The following is a 14,482-nucleotide window of genomic DNA, read 5'->3' on the forward strand; positions in this document are numbered from 1 at the left end:
CCGCGCGGGGGCGCCGCCGGCCCCCGGGGCGCCGGAGCCTATTGGAGCGATGTCGCGTAGGTGTCGAGGGCGGGGAGGTCCTTCACCAGGCCGGCGTCGGTCATGAACTCGGCGAACGCGGTGTAGGCCTCTCGGTCGAGCACCAGCGGGTCGGACACGAAGAGGGGGAGCGTGTCCTCGAAAGCGGCGTTGTTGAGACGGTCGTCGAGGTCCGGCTCCTCGGCGAAGAAGAGGGTCTTGGCCTTGTCCGGGTTCTCCTTGGCCCACTGGGTGGCCGCGCCGATCGCCTCCAGGAAGCGGCGCATCACCGGATCGTCCGCCTTGTCGCGGTGGGTGATGAAGATCAGCTCCTCGTAGGACGGCACGCCGTGCTCCTCGGGCAGGAACGCCTTGCCGGTCTTCCCCTCGATGGCGATCTGCGTCAGCTCGAAGTTGCGGAAGGCGCCGATCACCGCCGCCACCCGGCCCGACAGGAGCGCCTGCGTCAGCGCGAAGTTGACGTTCACCAGCGTCACGTCGTCGAGCGACATGCCCTCGCTGTGGAGCATGCGGCCGAGCAGTGCGTCCTCGAACCCGCCGACCGAGTAGCCCACCGTCAGCCCCTTGAGGTCCTTCAGCGACTTCACCGGCCCGTCCTCGAGCGCCACCAGGGCGTTGAGCGGCGAGCCGACGAGGGTGCCGATGCGCATCACCGGCAGCCCCTCGGCCGCCTGCTGGTAGAGGCTGGGCTGATAGGTGATGGCGATGTCGCCCTCGCCGGCGGCGACGAGGCGGGGCGGCGCGGCGGGATCGGCCGGGGCGATCAGCTCCACCTCGAGGTCGCGCTTGCCGAACTCGCCCCTCGCCTCGGCGAGGATGATCGGCGCGTGGTCGGGGTTGATGTACCAGTCGGCGAGGACGCGCAGGTGGTCCTGCGCGAGGGCGGGGCCGGCCGCGAGCGCGAGCGCGGCCGCAAGGGCGTATCGGAACATGGAGGTCTCCCTAAGGTCTGCGCCGGTGGGGCCGTGGGCCGGCTCAGGCGTCTGGGCGCCATAAAAGACGCTCGATCAGCCAGTCCGCAAGGGCACGCGTCAACAGGGCGAGCACGGCGAGCAACCCCAGCGCGGCGAACATCACCCCCGTCTGCGAGCGGGCGTTGGCGTTGACCATGACGAACCCGAGGCCTGCCGACGCGCCGACCCATTCGCCCACCACCGCGCCGATGGGGGCCACCGTGGCGGCCACCTTGGCCCCGGCGGCGAGGCCCGGCAGACCGCCGGGCGCGCGGATGGTCCACAGCACCTGCCAGCGGGTCGCCCCGGCGATGCGCGCCAGGTCGACGAGGCGCGGGTCGACGCGGGACATCGCCTCGGCATAGGCGGTTGCGACGGGGAAGTAGATGATCAGTCCGGCCATGGCGATCTTGGAGGCCATGCCGTAGCCCAGCCAGACCACCAGCAGCGGCGCGATGGCGAAGACGGGCAGCGCCTGCGTCGCCACCACCACCGGCAGCACGAGGCGCCGCGCGAGCGGCGTGGCGGCGATCGTGAGCGCCGTCGCCGCTCCCGCCGCCAGCCCCGCGCCGAGGCCGATGACGATCTCCGCCGCGGTGATCGCGGTGTTGCGCGCCAACATCGCTCCACGGGTGACGTACGCCTCCCACACGTCGGCCGGGGCTGGAAAGACGTAGCGCGGCGGTTGAAGGAGGTAGACGAGGCCCCACCAAAGCCCGACGAGGACCGCCGCCGCCACCGCGCTCTTCAGCGCCGCGCGTGCGACCCGCGCCGCGGCCTGCCGTCCGCCGCCGCCCCGCCTGCGCGCTTCCGGCTGGGAGGCCGGCGCCGTCATGCCGCCACGGCGAAGCGACGCCGGCACACCGCCGCACCGCACCCACCCGAGCAGCAGACCACGGCTTCGCGTCGGCCCGCACGCCTGCCCGGCGCGTGACGGCCATCAAGTGGGCGCCGGCAATCGGAGGAAGCCGTGCCCGCGCCGTGCCGCTGGATCGCCGCGTGCCGGCCTTCTGCATGCCGTGCCGGGGCGGACGGAGAGGCGCCGGGGCGCCGGGCGTGGGACGGCCGGGGGGCGACGCGCGGCTGGCGCGTCAGTCGGCCGACCACTGCTGCATCGCCGATTCGACGGCGTCGACGCCCTCGGCGCCCTTGCGCAGCGTCAGGATCGCGCGGCGGCCCGACTCGTAGAGGATCGGAATGTCGATCCAGTCGCGGCTTTCCAAGAGGTCGAGGTTGTACGTGCGGTCGCTGTCGTCCTCGTTCAGCGCCACCCAGAAGAGGCCCGAGGATACCCGCGCCGCCTGCCCGCGAAGGGCATCGCCCCGCGCCGACTCCTGCGCCTTCATGATGATCCCCGGCACGTTCTTCACGCCGCCGCCCTCGAAGGAGTCCGGCACGTCGAACTTGATCTCGATGAGATGGCTCGCCGGCAGCTGCGCGTCCTTGTTCTCGCGGATGGTGACGGTCATCGACAGGCCGCGTTCGCCGATGACGGCGGCGGCACGGATCACCGCCTCCTCGTCACCGCCGCCGAACGACTGGCGCACCATCTCCCAGTTCACCGTGCCGGCGACGGCCGATCCGGTGGAACCGCCGGTGGCCGCCTCCTCGTAGAGGACGGCCTGCTGCTTGCCGGGATCGGCGGGCGATGCGGTGTCGGAGGAGGTCTCGGCGCTCGTCGCCGGGGTCTCCTCGCCCGCTGCGGCGAGGGCGCTGACGTCGACCTCCTCGGGGCTGTCGACGTCGTTGACCTGCGCTTCGGCGGCGCTCGGCTGCGGATCGGCGGCGAATTGCGGCGCGCCATCCGGCGTGCGCGCCTCGGAGGCGGGCGCGGGCTCGTCCGCGGACCCGCCCTCGGCTCCGTCGGCCTCGCTGTCGCCGCCGATGGTGAACGTCTCGGTCTCGACCGCGCGGGGCTCGTCCTCGCCGATCCCGTTGAGCCGGGCCTGGCTCTTGGAGGTCACCGGCTCGGACGCGGCCTGCACCGGGGCACGCTCCGGCGGCCGGTTGCCGCCCGAGCCGTTGTCCGGGCTCAGCTGCTGGATGACGGCGAGGAGCCGCTCGTGCTGCGTCACCACCGCGTAGGAGGCCCCGATCAGCAATCCGAACACGACCAGCGGCAGCACGATCCGCGCGACGATCGAGCGGCGCGGCGGCGTGGTCCCTTCCTCGCCCGTCACCGGGGCGGGGCGCGCCTTGCGGCTCTTCTTTTCCTTGGCGGCCTTGGCCTTGCGCTTGCCGCGGCTGGAACGCTCCGCGCGGCGCTCGGCCCGCAGTTGGCGTTCCTCTTCGCGGCGACGTCGCTTCTCTTCCTTCGGGTCGACCTCGTCTTCGTCGTCCTCGTCGGCGTATGCGTCGATCTCCTCGACCTCTTCGACGGCCTCGTATTCGGCCTCGTCGATGTGGTCGGCCGCCATCGCCGGGTCGGCCCGCTGGCCGCGCCGCCGGGCGGGCACGATCGGAACCGGCTCCTCGTACTCCTGTTCGAGGAAGTCGTCGCCGACGACCTCGGCCTCGGCCGTCTCGATCGGCTCGGGGCTGAGTTCCATCGGCGCGGGGAGCTGGGCCGGCTGCGGGCCGGCCTGCGGTGTCGGCGCCGGGGCGGAATCGGGATCGGGCGAGAGCATCGCGTCGGACACGGCGCTGCGCAGCATTTCGGCCCGCTCGGCACGGGTGCGCTCGGCCTCGGCGCGACGGCGTGCCTCACGCTCGGCCTCGCTCTCACGCGCGGCGGCGTCGCCGGTGCGACCACCGGCCGGCAGCGCACCTTGCACCGCGCGGCGGGTGCGGTTCTGCCGCGCGATCTCGTTCTCGATCTTGCGAATCGCGTCTTCCAGGGCCAAGCGCTGCGCCGTCACGTCCGCCGACGACAGCGGCGGATCGAAGCTCTGCAGCTGCTTGATGAGCGCCTTTCGCGCCTTCTCATACACCTGACGCCGCTGCGGTCCGCTCCCGTCCGGGAGCGACTGAACCGCTCGCTGCAGCACAGAGTAGAAGTCGGTCATCGCGACCACACGCCCTTCCTGCCCATGGGCCTGGAATTAAATATGAAAGGGATCTTCAACAAGTATTGTATCGTCTCGTTCTGGGCTCGTCGACAACATCGCCACGGGCGCTCCCACCAACTCTTCCACATGCCGCACATACTTGACCGCTTCGGCCGGCAACTCGCCCCAAGACCGCGCACCGCGGGTCGAACCGGACCAGCCCTTGATCGTCTCGTACACCGGCTGAACACGAGATTGACGTGCTGTTTCCACAGGTAGCCGGTCCATCCGCTCGCCGTCCACGTCGTAGGCGACGCAGATCTTCAGCTCGTCGAGGCCGTCCAGCACGTCGAGCTTGGTGAGGGCCAGCCGGTCGATGCCGCCAGTCTGCACCGCCTGGCGGACCATCACCGCGTCGAACCAGCCGCAGCGGCGCTTGCGCCCCGTCACGGTGCCGAACTCGGCGCCCCGCTCGCCCAGGAGCTGGCCGATCTCGTTCTGCTGCTCGGTCGGGAAGGGGCCGTTGCCGACACGCGTGGTATACGCCTTCGTGATCCCCAATGTCATGTCGAGTGCGGACGGGCCGACGCCGGACCCCGCCGCCGCCGCGCCCGCCACCGTGTTGGAGGACGTGACGAACGGGAAGGTGCCGTGGTCGATGTCGAGCATCGCCCCCTGCGCCCCCTCGAAGAGAATGTTGCGACCCGCGCCGCGCGCCTCGCGCAAGGTGCGCCAGGTCGGTGCGGCATATTCGAGGACCGGACGCGCGGCCTCCAGCTCCTGCCAGATCGTCTCGGCCGTGACCGGCTCGGCGCCCAGGCCGACGCGCAGCGCGTTGTGATGGGCGAGCATGCGGTCGATCCGCCCGGCGATGGTGTCGCGGTCGTTGAGGTCGGCGAGGCGGACCGCGCGGCGGCCGACCTTGTCCTCGTAGGTGGGGCCGATGCCGCGGCCGGTCGTGCCGATCGCCGCCGCGCCAGCCGCCTTCTCGCGCAATCCGTCGAGGTCGCGGTGGACCGACAGGATCAGCGGCACGTTCTCGGCGATCTGCAGCGTTTCGGGCGTGACCGTCACGCCCTTGGCGCGCATCGCTTCGATCTCGCCGAGCAGCGCCTGCGGGTCCAGCACCACACCGTTGCCGATGATGGAAAGCTTGCCCGAGCGCACCACGCCCGACGGCAGCAGCGAGAGCTTGTACGTCACCCCGTCGATCACCAGCGTGTGGCCGGCATTGTGGCCGCCCTGGTACCGTACGATGACCTCGGCTCGCTCGGAGAGCCAGTCGACGATCTTGCCCTTGCCTTCGTCGCCCCACTGGGAGCCGACAACCACGACGCTACCCATCGATCTCATTCATCCTTTCGCCTGTGGCCTGGAGGTGCCGCACTGGCGGTGCGCGATCTGCCATGCCACAGACACGTTGCGACGCGCGGCCTAGGGCTTGTGGCCCAGAAGGCCGCGTGTGGGCAAGCCGGGTTCGCGACTTCCCTTAAACGCGCTTTACAACACTATACGGTACGGGATCACCTTCAACGTGAATCAGGATGCGAATTCGGGGCGCTCGCTCGCCATCGCCAACCAGCCCTACGTCCTGATGACGCTGACGATGTTGTTGTGGTCGGGCAACTGGATCGCCGGCCGATATGTCGCGGGAGAGATCTCCCCGGTGGCGTTCACCGCCATGCGCTGGCTCCTGGCATTCGTCATTCTCGTCGCGATCGGCTGGAAGCATGTGCGCGCGGACCTGCCCGTCATCAAGACGCGCTGGCGGATCATGATGCTTCTCGGCGTCCTGTCGATCGGCGCCTATAACATTTGCGTCTATGTCGGCCTGTCGATGACGACGGTCATCAACGCCACGCTGCTGTCGGCCACGTTCCCGATCACCATCGCCATCACCGCCTACGTCGTCTACCGCGACCGGCTGACCGGACCGCAGGCGGTCGGCATCCTCGTCGCCACCTGCGGCGCGCTGGTGGTGATGACGCGCGGCGACCTGAGGCTTCTCGCCTCGTTCCACTTCAACACGGGCGACCTCTGGGTCCTGCTGTCGCAGGTGATCTGGTCGCTGTATACGACCTTCCTGCGCGAGCGTCCCGCGGTGCACCCGATGTCGTTCCTGATCTGCACCGTGGGCGTGGGGTTGGTCCCGCTGCTGCCGGCGGCGGCATTGGAGCTGGCGCTCGGCGGGTCGATCGCGCTGACGCCGGGAGCGATCGGCGCCACGGTCTATGTCGCGGTCTTCGCCGCGGTGGTGGCCTACCTGTGCTTCAACCGGGCGGTGGCGCTGATCGGCCCCAACCGGGCGGGGCCGTTCTTCCATCTCATTCCGGTGTTCGCCTCGCTGATGGCGGTGGTCGTCCTCGGGGAGCGGATCGAGATGTATCACGTCGTCGGCTGGGTGATCATCATCGCTGGGATCGTGGCGGCGCAGTTCGGCCGCCGCGCCGCGCGCCCCGCCGCTACCCAGCCGCCGACCCAGTAGGCCGGGTGAAGACGTCGCGCCAGCCGAGCCCGGCCTCCACCGTCGTCGCCGGGGTATATTCGCAGCCGAACGCGCCGGTGTACCCGGCCTCCACGAAGGCCGGCAGCAGGAAGGCGTAGTCGAGTTCGCCGCGGTCCGGCTCCTGGCGCGTCAGTCCGCCGGCGATCTGCACATGGCCGATCTCGTCGAAATGATCGCGGAAGCGGGTCAGCACGTCCCCGCTCTGGCGCTGCACATGGAAGCAGTCGAACATGATCTTCACGTTGGGCGCACCCGACAGGCGCACCACCCTCGACGCCTCCTCCACGGAGTTCACGGCGTAGCCCGGTTTCGCCGCCTCGCACAGCGGCTCGACCAGCAGCGTCAGGTCCGGCGCGTCGGCTGCGGCCTCGGCCAGCCGGTCGGCGAGGCGCCGGTGGCGGTCGGCGTCCTGCGTGACGCCGGAGACGACGTGCACCGCCGCGGCACCGACCGTGCGCGCGGCGGCGATCGCCTCCGCGATCTGGGCGCGTGCTTCGGCCTCCCGGCCCGGGATTGCCGCGACGCCCGCGGTCTCGCCCATGTGCGCGTTGATCCCGGCGACGGTGAGGTCGCCGAGCGCCTCGCGCACGACCTGCGGGCCTTCGAGCTGCGCCTGGTCGTGGAACTCCACCACCGTGAAGCCGGCCGCGCGGGCTGCGGCGAAGCGTTCCAGGAACGGTCGATCCGTCCACAGAAATGCAATGTTGGCGGAGAAGATCATGGCGCGTTCCTCAGTTTCTGCGGCGGTTGCGCGCGCTCGTTCGACAAAGCTCGTCCGCAGGCCCGAAAAGGGCTGACAGCGCGATGGGATTCGTTACCTTGCACCCAAAAGGCCGCCGGCCGGGAACGGAGAGCTTCATGAACGCCTTGCGCCAACCGCTGTTCATTGTCGTTTCGGTGATTGCGATCATCGCGATCGCCACCGCGGCCACTTTCTATCTGCAAAAGGGCCGGCAGCAAGCCGAGCTGCGCGCCCAGCTGGACGATGCCGCCGGCGCCCAGGCGGCGCTGCGCGACCAGTTCAACGCGCTCAGCGCCTCCTCCGGTGCCCTGGAGGACCTCCAGGCCGACCTCGATGCGACGCGGGCCGAGCAGCAGCAGGCCGAGCAGGCCGCCGCTGAAGCTGGGGCCGAGGAGGACGAGATCCGCGGCCGCATCGCCGACCTCGCCCAGCAGGAGGACGAGCTGCGCGGGAGGATCGACGGGCTGAACACCGAGCTGCAGGCCGCGCAGGACGCCGCCGCCGCCGCACAGCAGCGTGCCGAGGACGCCCGCCGGAACCTCGCCGACCTCGAGGCCAGCCGCAACGAGCTGGAGACCTCCGTCGGCGATCTGCGCAGCCGCAACGACGAGCTGAGCCAGAGCATCTCCGACGCCGAGGCCGCGCTCACCGACCGCCGGGTCGAGGCCGACGACGTCCGCGCGACGCTGGAGACGATCCGCGGCGACGTGGAGAACCTCACTGCCGCACGAGGCGAGCTGGAGACCTCGGTCGAGGCGCTGACCTCCGAGAACGAGGCACTCGCCGCCGACGTCGACGCCACGCGTCAGGCCCTCAGCGCCGCGCAGGCGGACATGCAGGCCGCCGAAGGCCGCCAGCAGCGGCTGCAACAGGAGGTCGCGGCACTCGCTCAGACCCGGGACACGCTGGACGCCGAGGTGCAGGATCTGCGTGCGCAGAACCAGTCGCTGCAGGAGGAGCTGCAGGCCGCGGCCGAAGAGGCCGACGCCCGTCGCACCGCGCTCGAGGCCGAGGTGAGCGATCTCGCCGCCCGTCGCGACGACCTGACCACCGAGGTCGAGAGCCTCAACGAACGTAACACCTCGCTCCAGGCCGCGGCCGATGCCGCCGCCAGCCGTCAGGCCGAGCTGGAGGCCGAGGTCGCCTCCCTGGAGCAGCAGCTGAAGGAGGCCGAGGCGGCCCCGGCGCAGGAGGGCGGCGCCGCCGTGACCGAGCCCGCCGGCCCCGATGCCGAGGACGCCACCGCCGAGGAGGAGCGCTCCGACGCCGGCCTCGCCGAAACGGTCGAGACCGCCGAAGCGGATGCCGACGACGGCGCGATGGACGAGACCGCCGCCACGGACGTCGCCGCCGCGCCGGAGGTCACGCCCTCCGCCGCCGCCGAAGAGGACCTGTCCGGCGCCTTCGCCAACGCCCAGCTCGCCGCGAGCTTCGCCGACGAGAAGTTCGAGCTGGCCATCACCGACGGCATCACCGTCGCCGGCGACTTCAGCTTCGACGGCACGCGCCTGCGCCTCTCGGGCGTCGAGGGCGAGGCGGCGGCGATCTTCCCGATGACCTGCCGCGTCGACCTGGAGGAGAAGACGCTGATCCTGTCGGCCTATCAGGGCTCCTGTGCGGTGCTGAACGGACAGGCGCTGGAGCGCCAGTAGAGGCGGCGCCGCTCAAGGCCCGACGCTCCGGGCGCCGCTCCGCACGAAAAAAGCGCGGGGGACGACCCCGCGCTTTCGATGTCGTCCGCGCTATGGGCCGCGGTCAGGCGAAGTTGAGCGCCTTGGCCTGGTTCACCAGCGGCAGCGTCTCGACCTTCTTCAGAACCTCCGCGGCGGGCTCGCCGTCCACCTCGATCAGGCAGATCGCCTCGCCGCCGGCGTCCTTGCGACCCAGCGTGAAGTTGGCGATGTTCACGCCGGCTTCGCCCAGCGCCATGCCGATCGAGCCGATGAAGCCCGGCTTGTCCTGGTTGGTGACGTAGATCATGTGCGGCGCGAAGTCGGCGTCGAGGTTGATGCCCTTCACCTGGATGATGCGCGGCTTGCCGTCCGAGAACACCGTGCCGGCCACCGAACGCTCCTGCCGCTCGGAGATCACGGTGAGGCGGATGTAGTTCTCGTACGCGCCCTGCTGCTCGCGCCGCACCTCTTCCACCTGGATGCCGCGGTCGCGCGCGATGGTCGGCGCGGAAACCATGTTCACGTCCTGCAGCAGCGGGCGCATCAGCCCGGTCACCGCCGCCGCGGTCAGCGCCTTGAGGTTCAGCTCGGCGACGTCGCCCTCGTACTCGATCCGCACGCCCTTGATGCCGGTCTCGGTGAGCTGGCCGGCGAACGAGCCCAGCCGCTCGGCGAGCGTCACGAACGGGGTCAGGATCGGCGCCTCTTCGGCGGTGATCGAGGGCATGTTGAGCGCGTTGGAGACCGCACCGCGCAGGAGATAGTCCGACATCTGCTCGGCGACCTGAAGGGCGACGTTCTCCTGCGCCTCGGTCGTCGCGGCGCCCAGGTGCGGGGTGCAGACGAGGTTGGGCGCGCCGAACAGCACGTTCTCCTTCGCCGGCTCCTCGGAGAAGACGTCGACGCCCGCGCCGGCGAGGTGGCCCTGGTCGAGCGCCTCGCGCAGCGCCGCCTCGTCGACGAGGCCGCCGCGGGCACAGTTGATGATGATCGCGCCCTTCTTCATGGAGAAGATGCGCTCGCGCGACACGACGTTCTTGGTCTTCTCGGTGAGCGGGGTGTGCAAGGTGAGCACCTCGGCCCGCTTGAACAGCTCGTCGAGTTCCACCTTCTCGACGCCGATCTCGGCCGCGCGCTCGGCGGTCAGGAACGGGTCGAAGGCGATGACGCGCATCTTGAGGCCAATGCCGCGGGCCGCGACGATCGAGCCGATGTTGCCGCAGCCGATGATGCCCAGCGTCTTGCCCGTCAGCTCGGTGCCCATGAAGGCGTTCTTCTCCCACTTGCCGGCCTGGGTGGAGGAGTTGGCGGCGGGGATCTGGCGGGCGACGGCGAACATCATCGCGATCGCGTGCTCGGCGGTGGTGATGGAGTTGCCGAAGGGCGTGTTCATGACGATCACGCCGGCGCGGCTGGCGGCCGGAATGTCGACATTGTCGACGCCGATGCCGGCGCGGCCGATCACCTTGAGGTTCTTGGCCGCCTCCAGCACCTTGTCGGTGACCTTGGTGGCGGAGCGGATGGCCAGCCCGTCGACGGTGGCGATGCGCTCCAGAAGCGCCTCTTTGTCCTTGCCGAGGTCCGGCTCGAAGATCACCTCGACGCCGCGATCCTTGAAGATCTGCACGGCCGCTTCCGACAGCTTGTCCGAGATGAGGACCACCGGCTTGGTCTTCGCCGCGGTGGAGGTGGTGGTGTTGGCAACGCTCTGCTGCATTGGAAATCCTTCGCGCAGCGGCGGACGGCCGCGCTGCGTCGGTTCAATGGGAATAGGAGAAGGCGGGCCGCGTCGGGCGCGGCCCGGACCGCTTATTCGGCGGCTTGCTTGACCGGCTTGTCGGTCGTCGCGAAGGCCCAGTCGAGCCACTGGGTCAGGACCTCGAGGTCGGCGGTCTCCACCGTGCCGCCGGCCCAGATGCGAAGGCCCGGAGGCGCGTCGCGGTAGGCGCCGATGTCGAGCGCGACGCCTTCCTTCTCGAGCTTGGCGGCGAGCGCCTTGGCGAAGGCGGCCTGCGCCTCCTCCGGTGCGCCGGCGACGGCCGGGTCGACGATCTTGAGGCACACCGAGGTGTTGGAGCGCGTCGCCGGGTCGACGGCGAGGAAGTCCACCCAGTCGGTCGCCTCCACCCACTCGGCCAGCGCGGCGAGGTTGCGGTCGGAGCGCTGGGCGAGCGTGTCGGGCAGGCTTTCGGCCCACTTCAGCGCGTCGAGGCAATCCTCCACGGCGAGCATCGAGGGCGTGTTGATGGTCTCGCCCTTGAAGATGCCCTCGTTGAGCTTGCCGCCCTTGGTCATGCGGAAGAGCTTGGGCAGCGGCCAGGCGGGGGTGTAGGTCTCGAGCCGCTCCACCGCGCGCGGCGAGAGGATGAGAATGCCGTGCGCCGCCTCGCCGCCGAGCGCCTTCTGCCAGGAGAAGGTGACGACGTCGAGCTTGTCCCAGGGGAGCGGCTGCGCGAACGCCGCGGACGTCGCGTCGCAGATGGTGAGGCCTTCCCGGTCGGCGGGGATCACGTCGCCGTTCGGCACGCGCACGCCGGAGGTGGTGCCGTTCCAGGTGAAGACGACGTCGGTGTTCCAGTCGACGGCGGAAAGGTCCGGCAGCGCGCCGTACGGCGCCTTGACGACCGTGGCGTCGAGCTTGAGTTGCTTGACGACGTCCGTCACCCAGCCTTCGCCGAAGGATTCCCAGGCGAGCATCGTCGCCGGACGGGCGCCGAGCATCGACCACATCGCCATCTCGACGGCGCCGGTGTCGGACGCGGGGACGATGCCGATGCGGTAGTCGGCGGGCAGGCCGAGGAGCGCGCGCGTCCGGTCGAGGACTTCGCCGAGTTTGGCCTTGCCGATTTTGGAGCGGTGCGAGCGGCCGAGCGCGGCGTCGGCCAGAGCGTCGACGGTCCAACCGGGGCGCTTGGCGCAGGGACCGGACGAAAAGCATGGATTGCCCGGCTTGGCGCCAGGCATTGCAGCGGTGGTCATGTTGTAGCTATCCTTTCAGATAGGCGCCCCTCGTTGGGGAGGGGTGTCCCACCGCCGCAAATACGCCTCGCCCTTCAAATGCGCAAGGCGCATATGTGTGCGGAGCTGGCGATTCGGCCGGAAAAGGCCGCGCGGACTGTGCATCTGCACAAGAATCCTACAAACTTTTCCTGTAAGATATCATGAATTCACGTTAAAGTTCAGCCAGCGCCAAGGCGCGGGGCGTATGCTGCGACAGTGCAAACGCAAGGCGTCCTCGACAATTCTGGGGGACCGGGTGATCGACAAGAAGCTGATGGACGAAACCGGACGGCAGGCCTGCCTCTCGCGGCTCGCCGTCCTCGGCACGAACGATGATGCGTTTTCGCACATCACCCGCGTCGTCCGGACAGCCCTCGACCTTCCCATCGCCGCCGTCACGCTGATCGGCGCCGATACGCAATGGATCAAATCCGCCCAGGGGATGGACATCACCCGCACGTCCCGCTCGTCCGCGTTCTGCAACGTGACGATCGAGGATCGGGGCACGCTGGTGGTGGAGAATGCCCTGGAGGAGGTGCCGTTCGACACGAACGAGTACGTCCAGGGCGAGCCGTTCATCCGCAGCTATGTCGGCGTGCCGCTGGTGACGATGGACGGCTACCAGGTCGGCTCGCTGTGCGGCATGGATTTCCGCCCGCGCACCTTCCTGCCCAACCAGGTCGAGCTTCTCGAGCAGCTCGCCCAGTGCGTCGAGAACGAGCTCGAGCTGAAGATGAGCGCCGCGCTCGACGGTCTCACCCGCCTTCTGAGCCGCACTTCGTTCATGGACCTCGTCGAGACGGTCCGCGGCAAGGTCGGCGAGGGCGGCCTGCCGATCAGCCTCGCCATCCTCGATCTCGACCACTTCAAGTCGATCAACGACACGTTCGGCCATCCGGTCGGCGACGCGGTGCTGCGAGGTGCCGCGGCACAGATCGGGCGCTCGCTGGGGACCGAGGTCCATGCCGGGCGCCTCGGCGGCGAGGAGTTCGGGGTGCTGCTGCCGGGCCTCACGATCGAAGCGGCGGCCGCGGCCATGGAGCGCTTCCGTCTCGACCTGCAAGACCTGCGGCTGATCGCGGGGACGGAGCGGCGGGTCACCGCGAGCGCCGGCCTCGCCGAGATCCTCCCGCGCAGCGTCGAGCCGGACATCACCGCCGCGTTCAAGCGTGCCGACGTCGCGCTCTACCGGGCCAAGGCGCTGGGGCGCAACCGCGTGAAGGTGTGGGACGGGCAGGCCGACGAGGTGCCGCAGGTGGCGCTGGTGCTGCCCCACCTCCGCCGCGTGCGACCGGGCGACGGCAGGATCAACGGCTCCGCCGAGCCGGAGGAGATCGCCATCAATCTGAACAAGCGCTTCGGCAAGGCGGCGAAAACGCGCCGACGGGATTTCAGGATCCGCCGCCGGTCCGTCGCCTGAGGCGCGCAGCCCCCGTCGCCAGCGGTTTGGAAGCGGTATAGGATCGGCCGGTCAGCCCCGCGCGGCGGTGAGGATCGTCCCATGAGCTTCAGCCCCTGTCCCGACCCCGTCCTCGGTGATCGGGCCTCCGCCGCCGCGGTCGAGATGATCATCGTCCCCCGCGCCGTCGACCTCGGTGAGATGACGGTGCGCCGCGCGCTCCCCAGCGTGGCGCGGCAGATGGTCGGCCCGTTCATCTTCTTCGATCAGATGGGCCCGGCCGAATTCCTGACCGACACCGGGATCGATGTTCGGCCCCACCCGCACATCAACCTCGCCACCGTCACCTACTTGCTGGAGGGCGAGATCCTCCATCGCGACAGCCTCGGCACCGCGATGACGATCCGGCCCGGCGACGTGAACTGGATGCGCGCCGGCCGGGGCATCGTCCATTCCGAGCGCACCGGCGAGGCGCGCAAGCGCGCCGGCCAACGCCTCTTCGGCCTGCAGACGTGGGTGGCGCTGCCGCAGGCCCTGGAGGAGAGCGACCCCGCCTTCATCCACCACGGCCGCGAGGAACTGCCCTTCGTGCAGGACGCGGGCATGGCGATGCGCCTCGTCGCCGGTGCCACGCACGGCCTCGCCTCGCCGCTCCAGACGGCGTCCGAGACGCTCTATGCCGACGTCGCGCTCGCGGACGGCGCCCGCTTCCAGGCCGAGGCGGGCCACGAGGAGCGTGCCATCTACGTATTGACGGGCGCGCTCGAGGTGGACGGGGCGCGGCACGAGGGCGGCACGCTCCTGGTCCTGCGGCCGGGCGACCCCGTGCCGGTGACGGCGTGCGGCGACACGCGCCTCATGCTCTTCGGCGGCGAGCCGATGGAGGGGCCGCGTTATATCTGGTGGAACTTCGTCTCCTCCCGGCGCGAGCGGATCGAGGCCGCGAAAGAGGAATGGGCGAAGGGCCGGTTCGACACGGTGCCGGGCGACGAGGCGGAGTTCATCCCGCTGCCGGAGAGCATCGGCAAGCCACGCCGCGCCGTCGGCGGCCGCGCTTTCGACTGACCCGCCTTCGATCCTCGCTCGCCTTCGCCGCGCTCGGCCATGCGGTTCCGCCGCCGAGCCGCCGCTGCCTTGGTCGCCCGGGTGTGGTACTCGCGCACCGCAGGCGCGGCGAGTGTGG

Annotated in this window: 11 protein-coding genes; 4 read left to right on the top strand and 7 right to left on the bottom strand. The window is 70.1% G+C overall.

Annotated elements, in window-relative coordinates; genetic code table 11:
• Positions 1-38: 38 nt before the first annotated feature.
• The 4 genes from MRB58_RS13735 to MRB58_RS13750 all read right to left on the bottom strand — a co-directional run bounded on the left by MRB58_RS13735 (position 39) and on the right by MRB58_RS13750 (position 5,323).
• Positions 39-971, bottom strand: a complete 933-nt coding sequence (locus tag MRB58_RS13735) for an ABC transporter substrate-binding protein (protein ID WP_244777697.1) — start codon at positions 969-971, stop codon at positions 39-41.
• A gap of 43 nt (positions 972-1,014) precedes the next feature.
• On the bottom strand, positions 1,015-1,827 hold the full coding sequence (locus MRB58_RS13740; RefSeq protein ID WP_244777698.1) for an ABC transporter permease: 813 nt from the start codon (positions 1,825-1,827) through the stop codon (positions 1,015-1,017).
• A gap of 256 nt (positions 1,828-2,083) precedes the next feature.
• Positions 2,084-4,006 (bottom strand): hypothetical protein, encoded by a 1,923-nt coding sequence (locus tag MRB58_RS13745; protein ID WP_244777699.1) that lies wholly within the window; start codon positions 4,004-4,006, stop codon positions 2,084-2,086.
• 27 nt (positions 4,007-4,033) lie between these two features.
• Positions 4,034-5,323 carry an adenylosuccinate synthase gene (locus MRB58_RS13750; RefSeq protein ID WP_244777700.1) on the bottom strand — a complete coding sequence of 430 codons (1,290 nt, stop codon included), beginning with the start codon at positions 5,321-5,323 and terminating at the stop codon, positions 4,034-4,036.
• A 190-nt stretch (positions 5,324-5,513) separates the two neighbouring features.
• On the opposite strand from MRB58_RS13750, the gene MRB58_RS13755 reads away from it, so the two are divergent.
• The gene (locus MRB58_RS13755) at positions 5,514-6,464 is read left to right on the top strand and encodes a DMT family transporter (protein ID WP_244777701.1); all 951 of its coding nucleotides are present in this window, start codon (positions 5,514-5,516) and stop codon (positions 6,462-6,464) included.
• Here MRB58_RS13755 and MRB58_RS13760 read toward each other — a convergent pair.
• A complete protein-coding gene (locus MRB58_RS13760) occupies positions 6,442-7,206 on the bottom strand; it encodes a TIM barrel protein (RefSeq protein WP_244777702.1) in 765 nt (254 codons plus the stop codon). The two genes, MRB58_RS13755 and MRB58_RS13760, sit on opposite strands and share 23 nt — an antisense overlap.
• Positions 7,207-7,343: 137 nt before the next feature.
• On the opposite strand from MRB58_RS13760, the gene MRB58_RS13765 reads away from it, so the two are divergent.
• On the top strand, positions 7,344-8,879 hold the full coding sequence (locus MRB58_RS13765; protein WP_244777703.1) for a hypothetical protein: 1,536 nt from the start codon (positions 7,344-7,346) through the stop codon (positions 8,877-8,879).
• A gap of 103 nt (positions 8,880-8,982) precedes the next feature.
• Here MRB58_RS13765 and serA read toward each other — a convergent pair whose 3' ends face one another.
• Positions 8,983-10,617: a phosphoglycerate dehydrogenase gene (gene serA / locus MRB58_RS13770; RefSeq protein WP_244777704.1), complete on the bottom strand. Its 1,635-nt coding sequence runs from the start codon at positions 10,615-10,617 to the stop codon at positions 8,983-8,985.
• 92 nt (positions 10,618-10,709) lie between these two features.
• Positions 10,710-11,879, bottom strand: a complete 1,170-nt coding sequence (locus tag MRB58_RS13775; protein ID WP_244777705.1) for a phosphoserine transaminase — start codon at positions 11,877-11,879, stop codon at positions 10,710-10,712.
• A 226-nt stretch (positions 11,880-12,105) separates the two neighbouring features.
• Here MRB58_RS13775 and MRB58_RS13780 point away from each other — a divergent pair, with 226 nt between their 5' ends.
• Positions 12,106-13,320, top strand: a complete 1,215-nt coding sequence (locus tag MRB58_RS13780) for a sensor domain-containing diguanylate cyclase (protein ID WP_244777706.1) — start codon at positions 12,106-12,108, stop codon at positions 13,318-13,320.
• An 81-nt stretch (positions 13,321-13,401) separates the two neighbouring features.
• Complete coding sequence (locus tag MRB58_RS13785) at positions 13,402-14,364, top strand: pirin family protein (RefSeq protein ID WP_244777707.1); 963 nt, start codon at positions 13,402-13,404, stop codon at positions 14,362-14,364.
• Positions 14,365-14,482 lie beyond the last annotated feature (118 nt).

Source organism: Acuticoccus sp. I52.16.1, assembly GCF_022865125.1.
In the GTDB taxonomy this organism is placed as follows: domain Bacteria; phylum Pseudomonadota; class Alphaproteobacteria; order Rhizobiales; family Amorphaceae; genus Acuticoccus.

What these genes read in the sequence shown, in the direction of transcription:
- MRB58_RS13735 (WP_244777697.1), bottom strand. Translation starts at nt 971, where the DNA reads ATGTTCCGATACGCCCTTGCGGCCGCGCTCGCGCTCGCGGCCGGCCCC.
- MRB58_RS13740 (WP_244777698.1), bottom strand. Translation starts at nt 1,827, where the DNA reads ATGACGGCGCCGGCCTCCCAGCCGGAAGCGCGCAGGCGGGGCGGCGGC.
- MRB58_RS13750 (WP_244777700.1), bottom strand. Translation starts at nt 5,323, where the DNA reads ATGGGTAGCGTCGTGGTTGTCGGCTCCCAGTGGGGCGACGAAGGCAAG.
- MRB58_RS13760 (WP_244777702.1), bottom strand. Translation starts at nt 7,206, where the DNA reads ATGATCTTCTCCGCCAACATTGCATTTCTGTGGACGGATCGACCGTTC.
- MRB58_RS13765 (WP_244777703.1), top strand. Translation starts at nt 7,344, where the DNA reads ATGAACGCCTTGCGCCAACCGCTGTTCATTGTCGTTTCGGTGATTGCG.
- serA (WP_244777704.1), bottom strand. Translation starts at nt 10,617, where the DNA reads ATGCAGCAGAGCGTTGCCAACACCACCACCTCCACCGCGGCGAAGACC.
- MRB58_RS13775 (WP_244777705.1), bottom strand. Translation starts at nt 11,879, where the DNA reads ATGACCACCGCTGCAATGCCTGGCGCCAAGCCGGGCAATCCATGCTTT.
- MRB58_RS13780 (WP_244777706.1), top strand. Translation starts at nt 12,106, where the DNA reads ATGCTGCGACAGTGCAAACGCAAGGCGTCCTCGACAATTCTGGGGGAC.
- MRB58_RS13785 (WP_244777707.1), top strand. Translation starts at nt 13,402, where the DNA reads ATGAGCTTCAGCCCCTGTCCCGACCCCGTCCTCGGTGATCGGGCCTCC.